This window comes from Vibrio cholerae ATCC 14035 (assembly GCF_000621645.1).
Classification (GTDB): Bacteria; Pseudomonadota; Gammaproteobacteria; order Enterobacterales; family Vibrionaceae; genus Vibrio; species Vibrio cholerae.
This window is the reverse complement of sequence record NZ_JHXR01000002.1, coordinates 18,700-43,388: the sequence shown is the minus strand read 5'-3', so window position 1 is coordinate 43,388 and position 24,689 is coordinate 18,700. Positions and strand designations below refer to the sequence as shown.

Here is a 24,689-nt window from a genome sequence, read left to right as displayed (position 1 = left end):
GCGACAGCGGGCTGAGATGAGTTAGCGAGCAACGCTCACCGTGAGCTGCAATTGGTAAGGTAATGCCGCCAAGCTTTGCTGCAAGTGGTTTTCGATACGCTGAATATCTTCTACCTCAACCGAATCATCCTCGGCCGTTTTTAACGCCACTTCGACCCACAGTTCACGTCCGACTTTAGCCACACCGTAAAGCTCAAGTGGTTGTTCGGCGTGCTCTTGCGTGGCTTGAACACTGTGTGATACGGCTTGCTGTATATCGTGGCTTGGAGCCATCAACAATATTTCACGCAGAGCGGATTTCAGCATCCCAAGTGGAAGTTTTATAAAGTAAAACGACATCAACAGCATCATCATCGGATCGGCGTAGACCGAATAATGCGCCCAAGGGGTTAGGTTGATTAACCAAGCGGCAATAAAGCCAACCATGACCACTAAACTCAGTAAGGTATCCATCTGCCACTGTTTGACTTCTGCCGCAATCAGCCCGGAAGGGTGACGTCGGCTTAAGCCTGCCATTTTCCACCAAGCTAAAGCACAGCCTGTGACGCTAAATACACCAAATAAGGTGGCGATAGAAGGATCCACTTCGCGTCCGCCACTGAGGAGAGCGGTGAGCGAGGAGTAGAGTGAATAGCTGACAATCAGCAAGATCACTAAACCTTTTATCGCGATAACCAGGGGTTCTAACACTGCGCGCCCAAAAGGGAAACGAGCGTCAGACGGTTTTTGAATAAAACGTGATACCGCCAGCGACAATAATGTTAACAGTAAACTCACCAGCGAATAGACACCATCAAAGACAATGACCATAGAGCCGACGAGTAGACCGACTAGCAAACCACTGCCAGCAAAGCCTGATGCGATAAGGGCAGAAAGCGTTAAAAAACGCTTTTCATTAAAATTGGATTGAGAACACATCGTTAATTTCCTCGTAGGTTTCGCCGCACATTCTGGCGATTCATGGGGGAATCGCAATGTCGATTTACGACGAGAAGAGGAAGGTAAATTTCCATTTTAAAATAAATATAATTAAAACATATGCTTAATTAATTTTTCCTGTGTCAGCATTTTTGACGCTGAGTGCGGGCATGTCTAGAAAGGAGGAGGATGTCTAGAAATCAAACAGATAATCACTCACCTTATCACTGAGCCAGAGAATGGCAGGGTTATCATGCATTCCGATAGGTTGGAATAAGCAGAAGTCTTCTTGCGTGAGACCGTACGTATGTTTAATCACGGTCAGTTGCTGCTCGCGTAAATAGTGACGAATCAATGGCTCAGGCAATACGCCCCAAGCATTCTCACTCAAAATTGTATTGAGCATGTATTCAAAGCTTGAGAAGCCGATATAGCGACGGGAGAAAGGCTGCAGGTTCGGATTATCTTTTTCATTAAGATAGACCATGACGGCTTGCATAAATTTACGCAGTTCCTCATCGCTAACTCGTTTTTGTTTAACCAAAGGATGCTGGCTATTACACACCGACATGAGGCGGATTTTACCCAAAGGTTGGTAAGTGATGCGCGGATCGTCTAAGCGCTCATAATCGACCCCGAAAGCGCAGTTGACTTGTTGTGTCGCGACCAAGTTGGCTAAATCGCCACTGGAGGCCAAAACCATATTAAAAGAGGTGTTGGGAAAGAGTTTGTGCAATTGGCTGGCGATATCTTGCCAAAAATGGTCTGGGAGTGAATCATCACGCGCGATCCACATCTCGGCGGCAAATTCACTGCACGCTTGAGCGCAAGTCTGGCGAATACGTGATGCTGTGATGAGTAAACTCTCGCAATCTTTGTAAACGGCTTTGCCCGCTTCGGAAAGGGTTAAGTAGTTACCCGCTCTCACAAACAGCGCCACATTGAGTTCTTTTTCCAGCGCTTTGATCGCCATGCTTAATTTAGTACGATTGCAATCGAGTTGACGCGCGGCTTCAGAGACGGAGCCTGTATTGGCGATAGTGCAAAAAGCTTCGATTTGTGACAGGTTCATAGCAGACCCAAGTGGTTAAAACTTTTGGGATAATAAACAAAATTCAATGTGCTGCCTATCGGCATAAATTCTCGACAAATGAGGTCGAAATGGATTTTCTTAACAAAGAATGCGTTGTAACTCTATGAACTTGACTTCATTTTGGTTTACTCTTGGCAGCATTGCCCGAATACAAGAAGTAATACGGAGGCCATGATGGCACACGACTGGGATGAGTACGCAGCAAATTGGGAAAAAGACCCAGCGACCCATGCTTTTGCGCAAAGCGTATTTGAACATCTGACAAAAATCCTCTCTTTGCAGGGAAAGCATATTTTGGATTTTGGCTGTGGTACAGGCTTGCTAAGTCAGCGGATGTCGCCGTTTGCTCGTGATATTGTTGCGCTGGACTCATCAGAAGCCATGATTGAGGAGCTGGATCGCAAGGAACTACGCAACGTTGAGCCTGTGGTGGATTGCTTAACCCGCGGTTTGGTTGCTCAACATCCAGCCTTTCGTAAGCAGTTTGATTTGGTCGTTGCCTCATCGGTATGCGCTTTCTTACCGAATCTTCAAGATGTGACCGATATTATTTTCACGCTAGTGGATGAAGGCGGGTATTTTGTGCATTTTGATTGGTTAGCCGATGGCAAATCGGAAATAGGCTTGAGCACGACGGAGATTGAATCTGTGCTGCGTAATGCGGGGTTCTCTGCCGTGGAGACTCGGGTCGCGTTTGATGTCACTACCGCACAAGGCACGCAACCTGTTGTGGTTGGAATTGCTCGTAAGTAATTCATCGATTCATAGAGTTCGTTATAGCCGCTACTTGTACAGCGGCTTTATTTTTTCGCTTTTTGCTATCCCCCTTCCTACTTGAAGCTGCAGCGGTGTTGGCTACGTTCGTTCACCCCAATCACATCGTCTATCTATGCTCATGGGGACTCTCTCACTTGCCGCCTACCTGTAACGCCAAGTTGTTTGGGGATAAATCTTACCGACACTGTTTCATTCATTGGGTTATTGCATATCAATTTCGTTAACAATGTGATTTGCATATCTTTTCCAAATCGTAAATTGACCATTTACTTCTTTTCACTAACAAAAATTCAACCTTGCACCTAAACTAATGATTGAATAATCAAAGACGAGGCTCAGTTCCCCGAGTACACGTCTCAGTTTCTGTTTATTGACTGACAACTCATGGCTAGGGTTATTAACAAAAATCAAAAACAGAGCAACAAAGGAAAGGGTCAGCGTTTGCTGACCCTTTCCTTTTTCACCCATTTTCATCTCAAGTTAACTGGCTGTTCAGTTGCTGGCATAGCCACCGAATAGCTCGGTCATTCATGCTGGGTTTGTTCCAGACTAAGCTATAAGCCACCTTGCCATATTCAAAGGGTAGGGTTTTTTGCACCAAGCCTTGAGCTTGCATTGCGTGATCCGCCCACCTCTTTGAACAAGTGAGCAGCAAATGTGTCTGCCGACACAAGATGGCCGCTGCACCAAAGTCAGGAGTGGCAACAGCAATGCGTCGAGTTTCGTGTTGCTGAGTCAGGTACTTCTCAAAATATGGCTCATTGAGCTCATTATCGAGAATGCCGATGTGCTTATAAGCAAGGTAGGCGTCGACACTGAGTTCAGCGTGAGCAAGAGGATGATCAGCACTCATCAAACAGACCAGCTCATCCGATTCGATTACCTGCCAAACTAAGTCTTGGGCAAAGGTTGGGGGCTGGCTGATGTCATGTGGCAAAAGAATGCAATCAATCAAGCCACTCTGCAAAGCCTCAAATCCATAATGTTCTTTGGAGTGTATCGTCATGGAGAGCTCGGATGAGCAGGCGGCGAGAATCGCAGTGACTTTGGGCGCAAATAGCTCAAATGTACTTTCACGCATCGCTAAACGATAGTGGCCTTGGTATGCCTGAGGATCGAATTCGGTGCAGTGCAATAAGCCATTCATACTGGACAGAACATGATGCACTGTTGGCCCCATTTGCTGTACATAAGGGGTCGGGATTAACTGATTTCCATCCCGGTAAAAAAGGTCGTCATTAAGCAGTTCACGCAATTGAGCGAGGATTTTACTGATACTGGATGGACTTACACACAGTCGAGCGGCGGTTTGGGTAACACTGCGCGTGTTGAGCATGACATGCAGGGCTGTCAGGTGTTTTAAGCTAAATCGGGAGAGGTGAATATAATCCATAAAAAGTCTATGCAGAGAACAGCTGAGCCAAGAATACCACTGTGGCACGAAAATCAAACCGATAAATGTGCCAAGATAACTCGGATTATGCCGTGTAGTCAGTTTGTTATCGTATTTTCCGAGTCATGACTTATGCCGTAAGTAATCTTTCTATTTCCGCTAACACTTGCGGATTGGCGATAGCCCCTAGGTTTTTCACTTCGTCACCATGACACACTTGTTTGACGGCCAGTTCGACCAGCTTGCCCGATTTCGTGCGCGGGATTTCGCTGATGGCATAAATGTGAGCAGGAACATGGCGTGGAGAGCAGCGTTCGCGCAGTAAGCTGCGGATTTTCTGCTGCAGCTCGTCATTAAAGGGGACGTTTTGCGCGAGTTGAACGAATAGAATCACCTGTTCATCGCGGTCAATATGGCGGCCAATGGCAATCGAATCGTGGATCTCAGGTAATGCATTGACTTGCTGATAGATTTCAGCCGTGCCAATCCGAACTCCACCCGGGTTCAGAACGGTGTCGCTGCGACCGAAGAATAATACACCTCCCTTGTCGGTGATTTCGATTTCATCGCCATGATGCCAAACTCCCGGGTATTTATCCCAATAAGCTTGGTGATAACGGCTGCCATCATCATGCCAAAATCCAATCGGTTGATTGGGGAAACTGTTTCGGCATACCAGCTCTCCACGCTCAGCGACGATGGCCTCTCCATGCTGATTGTAAGCCACGACATCCAAACCTAAGCCCGCACTTTGGCATTCGCCCTGATAAACCGGAGAAATAGGGTTACCAAGCACAAAGCAGCCGCAAATATCCGTGCCACCAGAAATAGAAGCCAGATGCAGATCGGATTTGACATGCTCATACACATAGTCAAATTGCTCAGGATAGAGCACCGAACCGGTCGAACACAGGGTCTTTAAGTGGCTTAATGAGTAAAAATCGCATGGAGAAAACTGATTTTTTTGCAGTGTTTCTAGGTACTTGGCAGAGGTGCCAAACAAACTGACTTTGGCTTCGTCAACCAGAGCCCATAACGCTCCCGCTTGTGGGTAGAGTGGATGCCCATCATAAATCACTAAGGTTGCGCCACTGGCGAGTGCAGAGACATGCCAGTTCCACATCATCCAACCTGTTGTGGTGTAATAGAACACGCGATCTTGTGGCTGGATATCACAGTGTAACTGATGCTCTTTCAAATGATTGAGTAGCGTACCGCCAACGGAGTGCGTGATACATTTCGGTTTGCCCGTTGTTCCAGAGGAATACAGAACAAACAGCGGATCGTTAAAACCAATCCGGCGGTATTCGACTCCTCGCGGTTGATAACTGGCGAAAATCGATTGCCAGTCAGAAAAGCTATCATTGAAATCCGGTGTGAAGTTGCGATCTTGCAGATATTCGATTTGACAGGTGTTGACTAGGCTTGGCAGGGCGCTCGCTATCTGAGCATTACGCTCTTGCATGGGAAACGATTTACCGTTAAACGTGTAGCCATTACAACAAAACAGAATTTTCGGTTGAACTTGACCAAAGCGTTCAATCACACTTTCCACGCCAAAATCCGGTGACGTCGAAGTCCAGATTGCCCCTAAACTGGTGGCGGCTAACATGGCAATCACGGTTTCGGGTAAGTGGGGAAGATAGCCAGCCACGACATCACCCTCTCCAACGCCATTTTGTGCCAACCACTGTTGAACGACGGAAACATGATCACACAACTGCTGCCAACTGAATTTCTTGGTATGGCCATTTTCATTTTTAAACCAGAGGGCGATCCCATCGGGATTTTGGAATGCGTATGAGAGTAGGTTTTCTGCGTAGTTGAGCTGAGCTTGTGGAAACCAGATCGAATCACGAGCGGGAACCATGGTTTTACCAAAACGAGGTAGTCCTTCACCAATAATGCAGTTTCCGCGATAGCCGATCACATCGCAAAATTGCCACACCTCAAGCCAGAATTGTCGTGTTTCAGCAACAGACCACTGATGTAACGAAGAATAACTGTCGATCGCTTCACCTTGCATGTTCACATGTGCGATGAACTGTTGCAGGTTAGAAGCGGAAATGCGCTCGTGGCTTGGCGTCCACAATGGTGTAGTCGATGACATAATATTCCCTGTCTAAAAATCAATTCTGACGTGATCACTGTGAACAAGTTTTGTCCTCGCAAGTTCGAAAGTCAACTTGACTGGTCAGGATCAGGCCTATGAAAAATAACTAAAAAGTGCACCATTGTAAAATTATTGTTACATCAATGTTGGCTTGATTGAGCAAGATCCCATTGGCAGTTCGGATTGGGCTAGGTAGGCTTAATGTAACGAATTTGTTAAGGAGTAGGGCGATGACTCAGTATCACTCTAAACCCGTTAGTGAGCATGGTCATATTGATTGGGATCAGGATGAGCATGCTGTTTGGCATGAGCTGATCACTCGCCAGCAAGAAGTGGTGAAAACCAGAGCCTGCCAAGCTTATTTAGATGGTTTGAATATGCTTAATTTGCCGACAGATCGCCTGCCACAATTGCCGGAAATAAACCGAGTATTGCAAAGAGAAACCGGTTGGCAAGTTGAGCCTGTTCCGGCATTGATCAGTTTTGATCGCTTCTTTGCCTTACTCGCCGATAAGAAGTTTCCAGTGGCCACGTTTTTGCGGCGTAGAGAGGAGTTTGATTATCTCCAAGAGCCGGATTTCTTCCATGAAGTGTATGGTCACTGCGCTATGCTCACGCACCCTGATTTTGCCGCTTTTACTCATGTTTATGGCCAGCTAGGTGCTAAAGCCACCCCCAAAGAGCGTAGCTACTTAGCGCGTCTGTACTGGTTTACGGTTGAGTTCGGTTTAGTTCAAGAACAGGGACAAACCAAAATTTATGGCGGGGGCATTTTGTCGTCACCGGGTGAAACGCTTTACGCTTCAGAAAGCACAATCCCAAAACGTGAGCCGTTCGATATTATGCAAGTGCTACGCACTCCTTACCGCATTGATATCATGCAGCCGATTTATTATGTGTTGCCGGATCTCAGTCAACTGTATCAACTCAGTCAACGCGATGTAATGGCGTTGGTGTGGCAAGCTATGCAAGACGGGTTACTCCCGCCTCTTTTTCAACCAAAGGAACAACAACATGCTGGATGAATTACGTTGTGAAGCGTGCAGTGCAGGCGCTATCGGTTTGACATCAGAAGAGCAGCAACAGCTGCTCAGTGAACTGGATGGTTGGGCATTAATTCACCGAGACGGTATTGCCCAACTTGAAAAGCGGTATCGCTTCAAAAACTTTAAACAAGCGTGGGCATTCTCTAATCAAATTGCTGAATTGGCAGAACAAGAATTTCATCATCCGGCCATTTTATTAGAATGGGGCAACGTGACCGTGACTTGGTGGAGTCATTCCATCAAAGGTCTACACAAAAATGATTTTATCTGTGCTGCGAAGTGTGACGCCTTAACATAATCGTTGGAAAACGCCTTCACACCTTGAATGTTGCAGGCTAAATGGTTTTTAGTTGTTCAGGGATTAAAAAGAAAAAAGCCAATCACAAAAGGGTGATTGGCTGATAAAACAAATGTGAACAATTTCATTCACTAACAACGTCAGTTGGCTAGGTGACCCTCGGCTTAATTAAGGGTCATTCCTATAAATGCACTATCTGTGCCAAGTTTAACAGGCACGTATTTGTGTGGTTTTTGTGCATTTCTTGCGGAGTTGCTGTTCATTTGGTTGCATTGTGCAATTGCAAAATGCAACGGCTCGCAATCCGCTTCAAACCTCTGCTAAATCCATCCCCGTATGGGCCGAAAGATCGAAAATAGCCATTTGTTACGTGAAGCGGTAGCCGTGCTGGCCGTATTCGTTCACACCAATCACACCGTGTATCTGAGCTCTTCGTCATTTACCCCTACCTGCAACGTCAAGTCGCTTGGGTGTTAATCCGCGAGTTAGCACTGGCTGCCTATCAATTTCATCGGTATTTTAAAATTCATTTTATGTTTCAGTTCAAAGTATTTTTATTCCTTGCAAAGGGATTTTTTAGCTTTTGATAGGTATTTATTGCGATTTAAGCTTGAAATGTCTGCTTGTTCTGCTAGGGTAAAAATGGATATTTAATTTGAACACAAAGGAAGTTGTTGTGATGTTTACCGCTACGCCTTGGATGATTTATCCGCAAATCATGCACAAACCTGCGCTGCCGTGGGTATTTCGTCGGCCAACACAGGAAGATGGTTTGTCGATTCATGAGCTCATCGCGCAGTGTGCGCCGCTCGATCAGAATTCAGCTTATTGCAACTTTCTGCAGTCCAGTCATTTTCAAACAACATGTTTGATGGCTGAACAGCAAGAGTTGTTGGTCGGATTTGTTTCTGCGTATCGCAAGCCGGAGCAGCAGAACGAGTTGTTTATTTGGCAAGTGGCGGTGCACCCCAGTGCACGCGGTAAAGGTTTAGCCTATCAGATGCTCAAACATCTGCTGGCGCGCGAGGATTTAGCCGACATCACGGTTCTTGAAACCACCATTACGCGCTCCAATCAAGCGTCTTGGCGGCTGTTTCAAAAGCTAGATAGAGAGCAGGGAGAGCAAGGCAGTGTATCCACTTTTTTGGATGAAACCTGCCATTTTGAAGGAGAACACGACACGGAATATCTCTATCGCATACCTCTTCAATCATCGAACTGACCTAAAGGATAACAAATCTGGTTATGGATATTTTTAAACACCACGAATCTCAAGTGCAGTCTTATGCGAATCATTTTCCAGTGCTATTTGGCACCGCCAAAGGCAGTTGGCTTTACAGCCAGCAAGGCGACGCTTATCTGGATTTTCTCTCCGGCGCGGGCGCGCTGAATTATGGCCACAATAATGCTGTCCTCAAACAAGCTCTCCTTGAGTACATCGAACGTGATGGCTTAACTCACGGATTGGATATGCATTCTGAAGCCAAAGCGCATTTTATTCAGGCGCTGCAAACGCACATTCTTGAGCCGCGTGGATTGAACTACAAACTGCAGTTTACTGGCCCAACCGGAACCAATGCGGTCGAAGCAGCGTTAAAGTTGGCGCGCAAAGTGACGGGCCGTCATAACGTCGTGACATTTACGAATGGTTTCCACGGTTGTTCACTCGGGGCACTTGCCGCGACGGGCAATCAGCATCATCGTCAAGGCGCGGGTTTAGCACTCTCAGGCGTTTATCGTGTGCCTTATGATGGCTACGCAGGCGTTGATGGACTCACTTTGTTTGAAACCATGCTGCAAGATAACTCGTCCGGTTTAGATAAGCCTGCCGCGGTATTACTGGAAACAGTACAAGGCGAGGGAGGTTTGAACGTTGCTTCGGACGCTTGGTTACAACGTGTACAGGCGATTTGCCGTGCTCAGCAAATTTTGTTGATTGTGGATGATATTCAAGCGGGTTGTGGCCGTACGGGGACGTTCTTTAGTTTCGAGCCAAGCGGCATCGAGCCGGATATGGTGACCTTATCGAAATCGCTCAGCGGTTACGGACTACCCATGGCATTAGTGCTGTTTAAGCCCGAGTGGGATCAATGGAAACCAGGAGAGCACAACGGGACTTTTCGTGGCAATAACCATGCTTTTGTCACCGCCACTCGCGCGCTAGAAGCCTACTGGGCGAATCAGGATTTTCAAACCCATATCGCCGCACGCAGTGAGCAAGTGACTCAGGCATTGCTGCAGTGTTTGAGTCGTTATCCGACGTTATTTTCTGGCTTAAAAGGACGCGGCTTAATGCAAGGTCTGGCTTGCCATAATGGGGACATTGCCCGCGATATTGCCGCGCTCTGTTTTCAAAAAGGGTTGATTATTGAAACTGCGGGTGCAGAAGATGAGGTGCTGAAAGTGTTTTGCCCCCTCACCATAACCGAAGCGGATCTCGCGCACGGATTGACCATTATTGAGCGCAGTGCTGCTCGAATAGCACCGCGTGGATTGCAGCAAGCCTCCTGACTCATCCGAAACAAGCATAAAAATAAGGAGAAAACATGATTGTTAGAACGCTAGAAGAGTGCCGCCAAAGTGAACGTCGAGTGGTGGCAGAAAACTGGGAAAGTGTGCGTATGTTATTGAAAGATGACCATATGGGGTTCTCTTTTCATATCACGACCATCTACGCCAACACTCAGACGCATATTCACTACCGCAACCACCTCGAATCGGTGTACTGCATGTCGGGTGAAGGCGAAATTGAGGTTGTGGGTGGTAAAACGTATCCGATCCAACCAGGAACCTTGTACATCCTAGATCAACATGATGAACACTACTTGCGCGCTTTTTCTAGCGAGATGGTGATGGCGTGCGTCTTTAATCCGCCACTCACTGGACACGAAATTCATGATGCGGAAGGTGTCTATCCGCTGGATAAAAGTGAATTGATATCACAATGTCATAAGGAGAAATGATGTCTTACACCGTAGAGAAAATCGGTGGTACTTCGATGACCGCTTTTGATGCGGTATTGGAAAATATTTTACTCAGGCCCGAGCAGCTCTATGGTCGAGTATTTGTGGTCTCGGCTTATTCGGGCATGACCGATGCCTTACTGGAATGCAAACGCACTGGTGCGCCTGGGATTTACCAAAAAATAGCCAAGCATGATGAGAGTTGGCGTGATGCGGTTTACGCCCTAGAACAGCGTATGCTGCTGATTAACGAAAATATGTTTGCAGATGCAATGACGCGTTTACGCGCGGATAAATTTATTCGCGCTCGTTTAGCCGAAGCCATAGCTTGCATCCAAAACATTTTGCAAACCTGCCAATATGGACAGTTTTCGCTGCGCCAATACTTACCGCAAATTCGTGAGTTTCTTGCCTCGCTTGGTGAATCGCACAGCGCTTATAACACAGCACTCAAGCTCAACACACTAGGTGTTAACGCCCGCTTTGTCGATTTGTCTGGTTGGTGCGAAGCGATGCAAGGCAACCTCGATCAGGTGATTGAAGAAGCGTTTCGCGATATTGATGTGACGAGTGAGTTGCCGATCGTCACTGGCTACGCTTCTTGCCAAGAAGGGTTGATGCGCACCTATGATCGCGGTTACAGCGAAATGACATTTAGTCGAATTGCGGTGGTTACGGGCGCTCAGCAAGCCATCATCCACAAAGAGTATCACTTGAGCTCGGCCGATCCGCGCCTGGTCGGCGCAGAAAAAGTGCGCCCGATTGGCTTAACCAATTTCGATGTGGCGGATCAATTGGCTAATCTCGGTATGGAGGCGATCCACCCCAACGCGGCAGCAGGGTTAAGACAAAGTAATATCGATTTGCGGATCAAAAATACCTTTGAACCTGACCATTCTGGCACGTTAATTACAGCCTCACATCAGCCGCAGCAAGATAGAGTGGAGATCATTGCAGGACGAGATAAAGTGTTTGCGTTGCATCTGTTTGACCAAAGCATGGTCGGGATGATGGATAAAGTCAGCCATGAATTGATTGAATGGATCCACGCAGCGAAAGTGCAGTTGATCGGTAAAGAGATGAACGCCAACTCAGTCACTTATTATCTGAGTGGCAGCAGCGAGCCACTCAATCACATTCGCTATCAAGCGGAGAAGCGTTATCCGCAAGCGAAAGTCTCAGGGCGAATGGTTGCGCTGATCTCAGCGATCGGTGCGCACATGGAAACCAACAAAGTGCTCGCCCAAGGATTGCAAGCGTTACTGGAACACCAGTTGCAACCCATGGCCGCACACTCGTCGATGCGTAATGTGAATGTACAGTTTGTGGTGGATGATGCGGATTACGCGAACGGGGTGTGCGTGCTGCACCAAGCGTTAATGCCCTTTGCACAGCCATCGTCAGCGAGAAAAGTGGCGTAAACTCCGTACTTGTTGAATAGAAATTCGAGCAATAAAAAAGAGGCAGAAAAATCTGCCTCTTAGACCAAGTTCAGCAATCATCAGTGCAAGGTCGGGCTAGGTTGCTGCTGAGCCTGATTGATGTAAACCACCAATACCACAGCAGGGAAAACGCTACGATAAGGTGGCATCAGCACCCTGTCTTGGCAGCGCTGCGGAAAGCTCATACTCATAGGCCAAGCATTGGCCGGATGAGTCTTTGGCTGCGCTTCAACAACACTCAACTGTAAATGAGGCAGTTTCGTCATTTCGCCCTCCTTGCCCTGTTCACCTTACTCGATTACGCCGCAGACTCTTTGTCTACTTCGCTGACCATGGCTTCGGTGGTGATCATCAAGCCAGCAATGCTTGCGGCAAACTGTAGCGCTGAGCGTGTCACCTTCGCAGGATCCAAAATGCCCATCTCTAACATATTGCCAAATTGGCCGGTGGCAGCGTTGTAGCCGTAATGCTCATCGCCCGTTTTGACTTGATTTGCGATCACTGAAGCTTCATCCCCTGCGTTGATGGCGATTTGACGCAGTGGTTCTTCCATCGCTCTTAGCGCAATGCGAATGCCGACATTTTGATCGTCATTATCACCTTGTAAATTGCTGAGCTCGTTGGCAATTTTCAGCAGAGCGACACCACCGCCGGCCACAATCCCTTCTTCCACTGCGGCGCGAGTGGCGTGCAATGCATCATCCACGCGATCTTTTTTCTCTTTCATCTCCACTTCTGTTGCCGCACCAATCTTGATCACAGCAACCCCACCAGAGAGTTTGGCAATGCGTTGCTGCAATTTGTCCCGATCGTATTGCGATGTGGTGTGTTCCAATTGATGTTGGATCTGCGCGATGCGATCTTGGAGGGCACTTGGCTCGGCAGCGCCATCGACAATCGTGGTATTGTCTTTATTGATGGTGACTTTTTTCGCGCTACCCAGATCGTCCAGCGTCACTTTTTCAAGCTCAAGACCTATTTCCTCGCTAATCACTCGGCCAGCAGTGAGGGCCGCGATGTCCTCGAGCATTGCTTTGCGCTGTTCACCAAAGCCTGGCGCTTTCACCGCTGCCACTTTAATGATGCCACGCATGCTGTTAACCACTAATGTCGCAAGCGCATCGCCATCCACATCTTCAGCAATGATCAGCAGCGAACGGGAAGCTTTAGCCACGGATTCTAAAATCGGTAGCAGTTCACGAATGTGGCTGATTTTCTTGTCTACTAGCAAGACGTAGGGATTCTCCAACTCAACACAGCCCGCTTTGGGTTGGTTGATGAAGTAAGGGGAAAGGTAACCGCGATCAAATTGCATACCTTCAACCACCGAAAGCTCGTTTTGTAGAGCTTGTCCCTCTTCAACCGTGATCACACCATTGCGGCCAACTTTCTCCATCGCTTGCGCGATGATTTCACCGATCGCGTGATCGCTATTAGCGGAAATGGCACCGACTTGAGTGATCGATTGGGTGTCACTGCAAGGTTTGGCCAGTTGGTGCAATTTCTCGACCGCTGCGGAGACTGCTTTGTCGATACCGCGCTTAAGATCCATGGGGTTCATGCCAGCGGCGACCGCCTTCATCCCTTCATTGATCAGCGCTTGGGCCAACACGGTTGCTGTGGTAGTGCCATCGCCCGCTTCGTCGTTGGCTTTGGACGCCACTTGTTTGAGCATTTGTGCGCCCATGTTTTCGAATTTATCGGCGAGCTCAATCTCTTTGGCGACAGAGACGCCATCTTTAGTGATGGTTGGCGCACCATAAGATTTATTGAGCACAACATGGCGACCTTTGGGCCCGAGCGTAACTTTGACGGCGTTGGCCAGTAAATTTACGCCACTAAGCATTTTCTGTCTGGCGTCGGTTGAAAACAGAACGTGTTTTGCTGCCATTTCGTTATCCTCCTTTTGCTGCAACAAATTATTCTACAATCGCTAACACATCAGACTCGGAGAGGATCAGATACTCTTTACCGTCCACTTTCTCCGTTTTCACACCGTAACCATCGTTGAAAATGATCTGGTCGCCGGTTTTCACTTCCATGCGTGCGCGATCGCCATTCTTCAGCGGACGACCTAACCCCACCGCAACAACTTTGCCACGGTTTGATTTTTTGACGGATTGAGAAGTGAGTACGATTCCGCCCTCAGACTTGTTTTCGACTTCCAGTCTTTCAACAATCAACTTGTCATGTAAAGGACGAATATTCATCGGGAATGCCTCCTACTTAAATGTCACTATCAAGATAAAAGGCCGGTAGGATTGTTTGCAAAATGAGCTCAGTTTCACGCGAAGCTAGAAGCAATCAATCCAGTCTCGGCGGGGCATCACTGCCACTCGCCGATATAAATAGGGTAAGAAAATCGAAGTTCAAGAGGGGGAATAAAAATTTTTTCTAGGGTTTGATGGCGGCTACAACATCACCAAACTGGCGGTGCCGAGGAAGGCAAAAAAGCCGACCACATCGGTCACGGTGGTGAGAATAACCGAACCTGCCAGCGCGGGATCGAGCTTGAATTTGTCCAAAATTATCGGGATCAACACCCCAAATAATGCTGCGGTAATAATGTTGACCACAATTGCCAGCGCAATGGTTGCGCCGATCACTGGCTCTTGGAACCAAAGTGCCGCCATACCACCGATGATCAGCGCCCAGACTAGGCCGTTGATTGAGCCAATGCCGAGTTCATTTTTCAGTAAGGCAAAACGGTTACCCACGGTGATCTGATTAAGCGCCATCGCGCGTACCATCAAAGTCAAGGTTTGGCTTCCCGCAATGCCACCCATCGAAGCGACAATTGGCATCAGCACCGCTAAAGCGACAACTTGCGAAATGACATTCTCAAATAAGCCAATGGTGATGGAGGCAAGAATGGCGGTCAGAAGGTTAATGCCGAGCCACAAACCGCGTTTTTTCGAGCTTTTGATGACGGGCGCGAACAGATCATCACCTTCATCCATACCGGTACCGGCCATCAGGCGTGCTTCATACATTTCACGTTGCACGCTGAGCGCAAAATGCCAGTCAATTTCACCAATCAAGGTTTCATCGTCACTCAGCACTGGCACAATTGGCAAAGTGGTGTGTTCGAGGGCATCCACCGCGTCTGATAAGGTTTGCTTAGCATTGAGCGTCACCAGTTCTTCCATACGTAAGTTCTTGAGCTGAGTTGTTTCTTCGGCTTGCAATACATCACTAAAGCTTACTAAGCCACGGAACTTTTTGGCTTTGTTGATGAGGTAAATATATTGAGGGGAGTCGTAGTGATATTTATCCAACAAGACTTTGGCGCGGCGAACACTGATGCTAAAAGGTAAGGTATAAACTTTTCGATCCGCCCAGTGGCCAATTTCGTCATCTGCAAACTCGTTGGCTTGGTCGTATAGCTCAAGTTCATCACGGTTAATAAGGCTTAATGCTTCACTGATGATGTCATCGGGTAGCGAGTCTTCCCACTCGATCAGTGACAGGTTATCGAGCTTAGCCAGCGTCAGTTTGAGTTCAATTTCCGACAGCGCGTTAATGACCGAAATCCGCACCTCGGCGCGCATCTCGGTTAGCACATCTATGTGCATCTCCAGTGGCAAACTGCGCCATAAACGTACCCGTTGTTCCACAGGAAACGCTTCTAAAATCAGAGCGATCGAGCCTTCATCTAAGCCATTTTCCACCATCTCACCGAGTAGATGGGTTTGCTCGGATTCTTCGGCGGTGGCAATCAATTCAATTTGTTGAGATAAGTCTTGGTATTCGCTCAAAATTACAATCCCTTGGGTAGCTGTTTTCTTTCTGGTTTTTTGACCGCTTTCTCGGGTGCCTTTTGTAAGACAATCACAGGGCGAACAATAAATAAGTTGTTAGGGTAGAGCACGCGGTTGCCTTCAAGGGTTTCCAATTCAACATTCAGCAGCGCCATGTCAATGATCTTGCCTTCAATAAAGTTTGCGCCATCGACGATGCGAACCCAGCAGCCGATCCGGCACTGGTTTTGCACAAACAGAATTAAGAATGCGGTGACATTACTCAGCAGTGACCAACCGGCAAACAAACCCACCCCGAGCAAGGCAAATAGGGATGAGCCGACCACCAGTAGACCCCGTAACTCAATGCCCCACAAAATCAAGGTCGTAAACAGCATCACGAGAAAGAGTAAGGTGCGGATCAGCCAACGCGCGCGTTTCAAACGGTGAATGTCCACCCGTCCGGTAAGCATACTTTCGAACAGGCGTAAGGTTATCCGTGAAATATGCGGATATAAGACGATGATGAGTATTGTCATCAACCATTTATAGTGGGTTTGTAATAAAGCTAGGTATTCCATCGTGTATCTCACCGTTATGCTCAAATCACCTTAACGGAATTGTATGTAATTACAAAGAACAACCAAGTGAAAACCCGAGTTAACTAGACGAGTTGGTTGAATTGTGCCCATTGTCATAAACAGCACTATACAGAGAATGAATTGATGCGTTCTATTTGTTTGTTTCAGTCTATAAATCTCCCTATTCAATGACATTTTTATTGCAAAGAATCGATGACCGCTTTGCGGCTATGCCTTGTGGCATCAAGGGCGTACAGAAAAATATGAATGAAATGAAGACATTTATGCAAGTTTATGTGTGATAACTAACAGTTGTCCTAACGATAAATTATTATCATTAGACACACCCTAGCTTTTCACCGATAAAGCGCGTGACATCTAGGGTGTCAGGTGTGATTTCAACCGATGAAATCATTGTAATCCTCTCTGTTTTTGTGAGATACGATGTGGAACAACCATCCAAATTAGACCGCGTTCGCGCTGACTACAATGTGCATTACTGGAGCCAAGGCTTTTTTGGCATTGACGATCAAGGCGAAGTGTATGTGTCGCCGAGAAAAGACAAAGCTCATCAAACGCAATTAAGCTCAATTGTTAAACAGCTCGAAGCGCGCGATTTAAATTTGCCTGTGCTTGTACGCTTCCCGCAGATCCTGCATCAACGCGTGCACAACATTTGTGACGCTTTCAATCAGGCGATTGAAGAGTACGACTACCCAAATAAATACCTGCTGGTTTATCCCATCAAAGTGAACCAACAAAAAGAGGTAGTAGATGAAATTCTGGCCAGTCAGGCCGAATTAGAACACAAACAACTCGGCTTAGAAGCGGGCAGTAAGCCTGAACTTCTGGCGGTGTTGGCTATGGCTCAGCAAGCCAGTTCAGTGATTGTATGTAATGGTTACAAAGACAGAGAGTACATTCGTCTGGCACTGATCGGTGAAAAACTGGGTCACAAAGTTTTCATCGTTCTGGAAAAACTGTCAGAGCTGGATCTGGTCCTGAAAGAAGCGAAAAGCCTTGGCGTGAAACCACGTCTGGGTCTGCGTATTCGTCTTGCTTCTCAGGGTGCAGGCAAATGGCAATCGAGCGGCGGTGAAAAATCGAAGTTCGGCCTAGCTGCATCACAAGTGCTCACCGTGATTAACCGCTTGAAAGCGGAAAATCAACTGGAAGCACTGCAACTGGTGCATTTCCACCTTGGTTCACAAATGGCGAACATTCGTGACGTGCGTAATGGTGTGAACGAAGCGGTGCGTTTCTACTGTGAACTGCGTGAGCTGGGTGCGCACATCGATTTCTTCGACGTGGGTGGCGGCTTGGCCGTGGATTACGATGGTACTCGTAGCCAGTCATCAAACTCGATGAACTACGGTCTGCACGAATATGCGCGTAACATCGTGAGCACAGTGAGCGATGTGTGTAACCTGTACGGTCAGCCTCGTCCGGTGATCATTTCTGAATCGGGTCGTTCGATCACGGCGCACCATGCGGTATTGATCACCAACGTTATCGGTACGGAAGCCTACTCGCCAGAAGAGATCCCAGCACCGGGTGCGGATGCGCCAATGCTACTGAAAAACATGTGGCGTGGGTTTGAAGAAGTGCAACACGGTACCGATGACCGCGCACTGATTGAAATTTACAACGACACACAGAGCGATCTTTCTGAAGCGCATAGCCAGTTTGCAACGGGTGTATTAAACCTTGAGCACCGTGCATGGGCAGAGCAGTTGTCACTGCGTATCTACCATGAACTGCGTCAGAAGATGAGCAACAAAAACCGCTTCCATCGCCCGATTCTGGATGAGCTGCAAGAGCGTTTAGCAGACAAGTTCTTCGTGAACTTCTCACTGTTCCAGTCGCTGCCGGATGCTTGGGGTATCGATCAAGTGTTCCCAGTGCTGCCGCTTTCTGGTTTGGAAGAGATGAACGATCGTCGCGCAGTAATGCTCGACATCACCTGTGACTCAGACGGTGCGGTTGAACAGTACGTTGAAGGCCAAGGTATTGAAAGTACACTGCCTGTGCCAGCATGGACGAGTGACAAGCCATACCTAATGGGCTTTTTCCTGGTCGGTGCATACCAAGAAATCTTGGGCGATATGCACAACCTGTTTGGTGACACACACAGCGCGGTTGTGAATATTAATGATAATGGCGAGTCTGAAATTGCCTTTATCAATGAAGGTGACACGGTTGAAGATATGATGCGCTACGTTCACATCGATGTAGATAAAATTCGCACCAACTATCGTCAACTGGTTTCTCAACGTGTTGCCAAAGAAGAACAAGAGACCGTTTTGGCGGAACTTGAATTAGGCCTGAGCGGCTATACTTACTTAGAGGATTTCTAAATGAATGATTTGTTTACTAAAACTGATTATTCACTCTACTCAAACGCGATGACGTTTGTCCGTCGTCCCTATGTGCGTAACCCAGTAGATACTAATGCTGATGTCGTGGTACTTGGCGTGCCTTTGGATATGGCGACGTCCGGTCGTCCGGGGGCTCGTATGGGGCCTGACGCGATTCGTCGTGCTTCGGTTAACCTCGCTTGGGAAGGTAAGAAATTCCCTTGGGATTTCAACCTGTTTAAAAAGATCAACGTGATTGATGCGGGCGATTTGGTTTTTGATTGCGGTGATGCTGAAGATTTCACTTACCGCCTAGAAGCCGCGACCAGCGAAATCCTGAAAAGTGGCAAAACCATGCTGGCACTGGGTGGCGATCACTTCATCACTCTGCCAATCCTGCGTGCTTACGCTAAGCACTTCGGTGAAATGGCGCTGATCCACTTTGATGCACACACGGACACTTACGCGAACGGCAGTGCGTATGACCACGGCACCATGTTCTACCATGCGCCAAAAGAAGGTCTGATCTCGGCTAAGCATTCGGTGCAAGTGGGTATTCGTACGGAATACAAACAAGAAGGCCACGGCTTCAACGTGATTAACGCGATGCAAGCCAACGACATGTCTGTCGAAGAGATTGTGGCGCAAATTCGCCACATCGTGGGTGACAAGCCGGTTTACCTGACTTTCGACATTGACTGTCTGGATCCTGCTTTCGCACCGGGTACGGGTACGCCAGTTTGTGGCGGTTTGAGCTCAGACAAGATCCTGAAAATCATCCGCGCGCTGAAAGGCATCAACCTGATCGGTATGGATGTGGTAGAAGTGTCACCTCCTTACGATCAAAGCGACCTGACTTCACTGGCGGGTGCGACGATCGCTCTGGAACTGCTCTACGTTTGGGCATCCAACAAGAAAGATGAAGAGTAATCTGAGTTAAGCAATGTAAAGGCCTGAGAGATCAGGCCTTTTTTCTATACCCGTCCGACTTGAAGCTGCAGCGGTGTTGGCTATGTTCGTTCACCCCAATCACATAGTCTATCTATGCTCATAGGGATTCACTCACTTGCCTTCGACCAGCAACTCCAAGTTGTTTGGTGATATCGCTTTTCCCAAGCTACTGAGTTGAGGCTTTTAACGCCACATCATTGTAGTTGGTGTAACCGTCCAGCATCACATGGTAAATACCGGGTTGTGCGTTGTTGAATGAGCACGTTTCTCGGTTACCATTTTGGTAAGGGCGACAGTCCCAGTTCGATTTTGAGGGAGCGGAGCCATATTTTACGTACAGATCAACATCGCCTGAACCACCATAAGTTTGAATGGTGAGCGGTTTGCTTTGGGAGAGCTCAAAAGTAAAGCGCTTCTGAGTGCCTCGTGCACCGCTGAGATTGATTTTCGCCGTACCATCTTGCAAGACAGAATCATCGGGAACTTGAGATGAGCCTGCATTGGCCATCTCAATGACATAAGCGAGCCCGAGTTTGGTGAATTTAACCGCATGGTTACCCGTGGGATCAGAATTCGCTAGAGTATCTTGCGAAGTGTGGATCTTGGGGTTGTAGTCTTTGAATTTAGATTCAAAAGGCATGGCCGCTGAGAAGCCGGCTTTATGCCAAGAGGCATGGTCTGAGCATGCATAGCCGCAGCGATCGTAGCCATAAGTTAGCTCAGGGAGGTATTCATCAATCAGCGTTGTGAGGAACTGGGTTAAATTGCTGTCGGTATAATCGGTAATAAAGACTATATCCTCCGCTGAACCTCGATAGTTGGTCATATCAAGTTGCAGGACCGATACGACTTTTTTGCCTTGTGCTTTGTATTGATTAGCAAGGTCCTGTGAGCCTCGCAAACCGACCTCTTCCGCCGCATAGGCCATCAATGCAACGGAGCGTTTTGGCCTGAAATTGTTATCACGTAAGACACGAATGATCTCACTCAAACTGGCAATACCGGAGGCATCATCATCCGCACCGGGAGCAATCGATTGTTCATTGGTGTGTGAGCCTAAAGTTGAATCTAAGTGACCGCCGACAATGACCCATTCATCCGGTTTTTCGCTGCCTTGAATCGTCAAAACGACCGATTTTTGGTTATAACCAGAGTGCTTGATCTGCTCAATCCGGCTCCCCGGTAATGACGAGATGAGAGAGCACCACTCATTGGCCAGCCAATCAGAGGCTTGTGCCCCCGAGGCGGTGGTATAAAAGCGGTTATTAAAACTGGATAACGCACGGATCGTATTGGTGATTTGGTCTGCACTCACTTGTGGCAGCCAAGCATTGACCAGATCTTGCTGTGAAGGTGCGGGGATCGTGAAATTGGCGATGCTTTCCGGCATCATCAGCGCAGCCATCGCACCTTGTGCTGAGGTGTGTACCATGTAGCCACCGCAGCGATTATGTTGCTCATGCATCGTATGTGAAAGCTCGGCAAGCTCGTCGATAGCGACTTCGCCTATCCATACCTGAGAGCCACTGGCGAATGAATGAGGTAATAAGGATTCGCTCAGCGCAGGATTTAAACTTCCGACGGCATCTGCGCCCATCGAGATCCAGACTTTGTCTTCAGCATTGGCGCTCAACGCTGCCGACATCAAAGCCATGACGAATAGTTTGTTCATAAGATTTTCCCTTCTCCGTGGGTGTGAAGAATCGTTATTGTTTTTCAGTCGCAGTGAGTGAGACCCCAGCAAAACTGCGATACGCACGCAGCATGATGTAGAGATCTTCATTCACTAAGGGCGCAACACAGGTTTCGTTATTTGTCGATTGATAAGGTCTGCAATCGTAGAGGCTTTGGGTTGGTGGCTGGCCCGTTTTTACGTAGAGGTCTGCGTCACCGCTCCCTGAACTTATCGAAATGGTTAAGTTGGTCTTTCGGTTTGAAGCTTTTACCATCAGCAACATCTCTTCACCTTGGGATAGGGCGAGATTATTGAGCGGTTGGTTTGGAATGAGCTCTCTCACTTGAGGTGGCGTTTGGCTAACGGAGCCATTGGGTAAGGTATGATTAAAAAACGTCGCCACTTTAGTCCAGATCTTACTGATTTTTACCCCTTGATTTTCACACCCGCCGAAATGATGTAACGCAATGGCTTTGTTATCAGAGGTGTTGAGGACGGGGGAGCCCGAAGAGCCGCCAATGGTGTCGCAGAAGTAGCCAGTGTCCGTGTGAGTGCCTCGACCATTGGTTGATGCGATATCAATCTGACATAAGCCAGATCCATTCTTATCGCTCTCGATGGCGAGTTCTTTAGGATTGCCAGCCCCATGTTGGGGAATGTATATCCCATTGCCAAAAACAGGCTCTGTATTGTCTAAGCCTAAGTAACCAAAAGAGGCGATCTTATTGAAATCATCGACCGTGAAGAGGGTATAGTCCAAGGTGTAATCGGTGCTCAATAATTCATTACCCATCACTTTCACGGTCGTGGCAAGTGACCCATTACATGTTGTTCTCTGATAATTGAACCACACTTCCGTTTGCTTGAGTTCAGAGGCTGTGCTGACACAATGATTATTGGTGAACAGTCGGTTATCAGGGCCTACACGCCAAGCTGTACAAAGGCTGCGTCCATTAATCAATAACCGTGCTACTGGGCTCGACCAAGAGACTTTCTCTGGATGGGAGTCCTGCCAACAGGCGACATCTTTGCGTTCATTGATCCCACAAGTGGACAACAGCTCTGACTCGGCAAGGCTCTCATTTCCGGCCATATAATAGTCGATTTCAAATTGTCCGATTTCACCCTTGGCATTGGGGATCAACTCAATCAACACTTGGTCACCAAAGAGCGATTGAGCAAACCATGACTGCTGACTTTCTGTATATTGCACCACTTCAGTGCCATCTCGAGAGGTCAGTCTGATGGCACTGCCTTGGGGTAAATTCAGCGATTTAAAATGTAATTTAATAAAATCGGCCTTGGGATGTTCTACGACGGCGCGAGGGGAGGTTAAGGTTTCGGAGGAGAGAGTAAAGATCACCTCATCGGCAATGGTTGGAGCGGTGCTCTGAGCGTAACTGAACGATGGGGATAGACAACATAAAGCCAGTGTGGCGGTCACTATTTTACTTTTCATCATGATTCCTTCTGAAAGAATGGTTGTTAATAAAAAGTAAATGCAATTAACCGATATGCAACAAATTAGATTAATTCGATAAGTAAATAAATTTGAACATAAAACTATAAATAAAGTGCCGCAGACTCGATTCTCTCAGAGGTTTCTCAACGACGCTGGAGTTGTATGTAGGTGGTAAATAAGAGGCAAATTAGTATGGATCTAGCCCACAGTGCAGCTGCTTCAAGTAGGAAGGGTAAAGCACGAAGAAAGAGTGGAGAGGTAGCCACTGGAGAATAAAAAATCCCCCAGCGTGAGCTGAGGGATGATGGGTGTAAGAGGGAGGATAACTTAACGTTTATCCCACGCCATTTCCCAATGACTGCCGGTACCCGGTTGGTATTGAGTAGCGTTACTTGTCCATTGCTGGCAGTAGCCAGAGTATGGCCATGGCTTACATTGGTAGATTGCGCCATCACTAGCGAGCACTTTGGTGCCAGCCACGTACTCTTTCAGGCCATTCGGGAAAACAAAGTCGTAGTCACCCGGTGTTGGTGGTGTTTGCGGTTCAACCAGCATGAAATCGAGAGTTTGTTGATCTTGCAGATTGCCATCGCGATCTTTGATGCGAGAAACCAGCATGTGGTGTCCAGCTTTGGCTTCACTCAGTTCTAAGGTTACTGATTTCAGCTCGCCATCCGTCATCGCTTGTGACCAACTTGCCAGCGGCTTTTGGTGGTGGTTATAAACCGTCAGCTCTGCGCTCATTTCACCTTGCGCTTCTAAAGTCAGGTCAAGCTGAATCGGTTGTTCGCCAATCTCATACTCTTTCGCTAGACCAGAAACCGTCAGTGAATACTCAGGCTGTGGCGCTTCAATTTGGTAGCCAATTTCAACACTCTTCAAGCCACTGCCTTCTTTCAGATAAATCGGGTTGGTGCCGTAAACGGGAACAAATTGATCGCCATTAAGCTGACCAGCACGTTGCTGTTTTTGCGTTTGGTTAATTTTAGTCGCCAGAGCGTAAGACCATTGATTGGCTTTGGTTAGCGTCTCAGAGTCAATTTTCAGCTCAGTGCGATAAGCGGGGTTTTCCCCCTCGTTATCAAACACGCGAGTGTACACGGTATCGCCAATGCTGAGATCCATACTTGGAATGATTTGACCTGCTGGGTTCCAATCCGGTAACACTGGGCCGTTACCGTCAAATTTCACGTCGATCACGTTGTAGAAGGAAGCTGCGGTATCGCCCACATCCCATACGGCGAGGATGACCTGATACCCTTCGCGCTCAGGCACGATACATTCGTGGCTGACACGTTTTGGTGGCTGCACCATATTTCCTTCAACGACACAGAACGGATTGAGGTCAAATGCATCACGCGACAATGGCTGGTTTGGGTTCCAGTTTGGTTTGGTAATGTAGTATTTCCAATCCTTTGTGACGTGGTTGGCGGTAAACGTCCACTCGAAGGTTTGCGGGCCAGCTTGAATTGGGCGCTTTACCCAACGGTCGGCGGTTTGCTCATCCAGCGCTGCCGCCAGTGCCGATTCCGCACTGGCAATTTTGCCATCGCGAGGGCCAGTGACCGGGAAGCCATCTGGGCCTTCGACACTTTGTGGTTCGTATTGAATCGCGCCACAGTGAGTGTTTTTTTCTCCAGTGCCGTTAGCGGCAAATTTACACAAGGTGACACGTCCTTCGGCGACACCGTTTTCCACTGCGGAAACGTAGCCGTGTCCATACGCTAATCCACTGATACCAGAGAGGATCAGGGCGATAGCGGTCATTTTAGGTTGTTTTTTCATCACAGACTCTTCTTTGTTAGCTGACATAGTTTGTCTGGCAAAGCGCCAGACGCAGTTCAGAGTGAATCTGAACTTCAGCACCTTCAGCAACGCAT

Annotated in this window: 22 protein-coding genes; 9 read left to right on the top strand and 13 right to left on the bottom strand. The window is 47.8% G+C overall.

Going from position 1 to position 24,689, the window contains the following annotated elements:
* Positions 1 to 21: 21 nt before the first annotated feature.
* Both T411_RS0102145 and T411_RS0102140 read right to left on the bottom strand, forming a co-directional pair.
* Complete coding sequence (locus T411_RS0102145) at positions 22 to 918, bottom strand: cation diffusion facilitator family transporter (protein ID WP_000337240.1); 897 nt, start codon at positions 916 to 918, stop codon at positions 22 to 24.
* A 193-nt stretch (positions 919 to 1,111) separates the two neighbouring features.
* Positions 1,112 to 1,990, bottom strand: coding sequence for a LysR family transcriptional regulator (locus T411_RS0102140; protein WP_001054352.1), 879 nt, complete (start codon positions 1,988 to 1,990; stop codon positions 1,112 to 1,114).
* A 195-nt stretch (positions 1,991 to 2,185) separates the two neighbouring features.
* On the opposite strand from T411_RS0102140, the gene T411_RS0102135 reads away from it, so the two are divergent.
* A complete protein-coding gene (locus T411_RS0102135) occupies positions 2,186 to 2,764 on the top strand; it encodes a class I SAM-dependent DNA methyltransferase (RefSeq protein ID WP_000929762.1) in 579 nt (192 codons plus the stop codon).
* Between the two features lie 303 nt (positions 2,765 to 3,067).
* Here T411_RS0102135 and T411_RS0102130 read toward each other — a convergent pair whose 3' ends face one another.
* From T411_RS0102130 to T411_RS0102120, 3 genes are all read right to left on the bottom strand, one after another.
* Complete coding sequence (locus T411_RS0102130; RefSeq protein ID WP_001882642.1) at positions 3,068 to 3,262, bottom strand: hypothetical protein; 195 nt, start codon at positions 3,260 to 3,262, stop codon at positions 3,068 to 3,070.
* Position 3,263: 1 nt separating this feature from the next.
* Positions 3,264 to 4,181 carry a LysR family transcriptional regulator gene (locus T411_RS0102125; protein ID WP_000384531.1) on the bottom strand — a complete coding sequence of 306 codons (918 nt, stop codon included), beginning with the start codon at positions 4,179 to 4,181 and terminating at the stop codon, positions 3,264 to 3,266.
* Positions 4,182 to 4,311: 130 nt separating this feature from the next.
* Positions 4,312 to 6,291, bottom strand: a complete 1,980-nt coding sequence (locus tag T411_RS0102120) for an acetoacetate--CoA ligase (RefSeq protein ID WP_000099717.1) — start codon at positions 6,289 to 6,291, stop codon at positions 4,312 to 4,314.
* A gap of 233 nt (positions 6,292 to 6,524) precedes the next feature.
* On the opposite strand from T411_RS0102120, the gene phhA reads away from it, so the two are divergent.
* The 6 genes from phhA (at position 6,525) to T411_RS0102090 (ending at position 12,022) form a co-directional block, all read left to right on the top strand.
* Positions 6,525 to 7,319 (top strand): phenylalanine 4-monooxygenase, encoded by a 795-nt coding sequence (phhA, locus tag T411_RS0102115; protein WP_000195733.1) that lies wholly within the window; start codon positions 6,525 to 6,527, stop codon positions 7,317 to 7,319.
* Positions 7,309 to 7,638, top strand: coding sequence for a 4a-hydroxytetrahydrobiopterin dehydratase (locus tag T411_RS0102110; RefSeq protein ID WP_000883445.1), 330 nt, complete (start codon positions 7,309 to 7,311; stop codon positions 7,636 to 7,638). The genes phhA and T411_RS0102110 overlap by 11 nt, the downstream gene beginning before the upstream one ends.
* 679 nt (positions 7,639 to 8,317) lie before the next feature.
* Positions 8,318 to 8,860, top strand: a complete 543-nt coding sequence (ectA, locus tag T411_RS0102105) for a diaminobutyrate acetyltransferase (protein WP_000493522.1) — start codon at positions 8,318 to 8,320, stop codon at positions 8,858 to 8,860.
* Between the two features lie 23 nt (positions 8,861 to 8,883).
* Positions 8,884 to 10,149: a diaminobutyrate--2-oxoglutarate transaminase gene (gene ectB, locus T411_RS0102100; protein WP_000350837.1), complete on the top strand. Its 1,266-nt coding sequence runs from the start codon at positions 8,884 to 8,886 to the stop codon at positions 10,147 to 10,149.
* A gap of 35 nt (positions 10,150 to 10,184) precedes the next feature.
* Complete coding sequence (locus tag T411_RS0102095; RefSeq protein ID WP_000637098.1) at positions 10,185 to 10,601, top strand: ectoine synthase; 417 nt, start codon at positions 10,185 to 10,187, stop codon at positions 10,599 to 10,601.
* A complete protein-coding gene (locus T411_RS0102090) occupies positions 10,601 to 12,022 on the top strand; it encodes an aspartate kinase (RefSeq protein WP_000122727.1) in 1,422 nt (473 codons plus the stop codon). Before T411_RS0102095 ends, T411_RS0102090 begins: the two co-directional genes overlap by 1 nt.
* A gap of 80 nt (positions 12,023 to 12,102) precedes the next feature.
* On the opposite strand, the gene T411_RS0102085 is transcribed toward T411_RS0102090, so the two are convergent.
* From T411_RS0102085 to T411_RS0102065, 5 genes are all read right to left on the bottom strand, one after another.
* On the bottom strand, positions 12,103 to 12,309 hold the full coding sequence (locus tag T411_RS0102085) for a hypothetical protein (RefSeq protein ID WP_000163959.1): 207 nt from the start codon (positions 12,307 to 12,309) through the stop codon (positions 12,103 to 12,105).
* A 32-nt stretch (positions 12,310 to 12,341) separates the two neighbouring features.
* Positions 12,342 to 13,934: a chaperonin GroEL gene (groL, locus tag T411_RS0102080; protein ID WP_001882637.1), complete on the bottom strand. Its 1,593-nt coding sequence runs from the start codon at positions 13,932 to 13,934 to the stop codon at positions 12,342 to 12,344.
* Between the two features lie 28 nt (positions 13,935 to 13,962).
* Positions 13,963 to 14,253, bottom strand: coding sequence for a co-chaperone GroES (locus tag T411_RS0102075; protein ID WP_001026270.1), 291 nt, complete (start codon positions 14,251 to 14,253; stop codon positions 13,963 to 13,965).
* 201 nt (positions 14,254 to 14,454) lie between these two features.
* Positions 14,455 to 15,801 (bottom strand): magnesium transporter, encoded by a 1,347-nt coding sequence (locus T411_RS0102070; protein WP_000006220.1) that lies wholly within the window; start codon positions 15,799 to 15,801, stop codon positions 14,455 to 14,457.
* Between the two features lie 2 nt (positions 15,802 to 15,803).
* Entirely contained in the window at positions 15,804 to 16,364 is a 561-nt protein-coding gene (locus tag T411_RS0102065; RefSeq protein WP_000456055.1) for a mechanosensitive ion channel domain-containing protein, read from the bottom strand.
* A 446-nt stretch (positions 16,365 to 16,810) separates the two neighbouring features.
* On the opposite strand from T411_RS0102065, the gene speA reads away from it, so the two are divergent.
* Positions 16,811 to 18,721 (top strand): arginine decarboxylase, encoded by a 1,911-nt coding sequence (gene speA / locus T411_RS0102060; RefSeq protein WP_001917949.1) that lies wholly within the window; start codon positions 16,811 to 16,813, stop codon positions 18,719 to 18,721.
* Positions 18,722 to 19,651, top strand: coding sequence for an agmatinase (gene speB, locus T411_RS0102055; protein WP_000998707.1), 930 nt, complete (start codon positions 18,722 to 18,724; stop codon positions 19,649 to 19,651).
* Positions 19,652 to 19,838: 187 nt separating this feature from the next.
* Here the strand turns inward: speB and T411_RS0102050 are convergent, their stop codons facing one another.
* The 3 genes from T411_RS0102050 to gbpA all read right to left on the bottom strand — a co-directional run bounded on the left by T411_RS0102050 (position 19,839) and on the right by gbpA (position 24,594).
* Positions 19,839 to 21,344, bottom strand: a complete 1,506-nt coding sequence (locus T411_RS0102050) for a M28 family metallopeptidase (RefSeq protein WP_001037203.1) — start codon at positions 21,342 to 21,344, stop codon at positions 19,839 to 19,841.
* A gap of 34 nt (positions 21,345 to 21,378) precedes the next feature.
* A complete protein-coding gene (locus T411_RS0102045) occupies positions 21,379 to 22,806 on the bottom strand; it encodes a serine protease (RefSeq protein ID WP_000837091.1) in 1,428 nt (475 codons plus the stop codon).
* Between the two features lie 330 nt (positions 22,807 to 23,136).
* A complete protein-coding gene (gene gbpA / locus T411_RS0102040; protein WP_000744638.1) occupies positions 23,137 to 24,594 on the bottom strand; it encodes an N-acetylglucosamine-binding protein GbpA in 1,458 nt (485 codons plus the stop codon).
* Positions 24,595 to 24,689 lie beyond the last annotated feature (95 nt).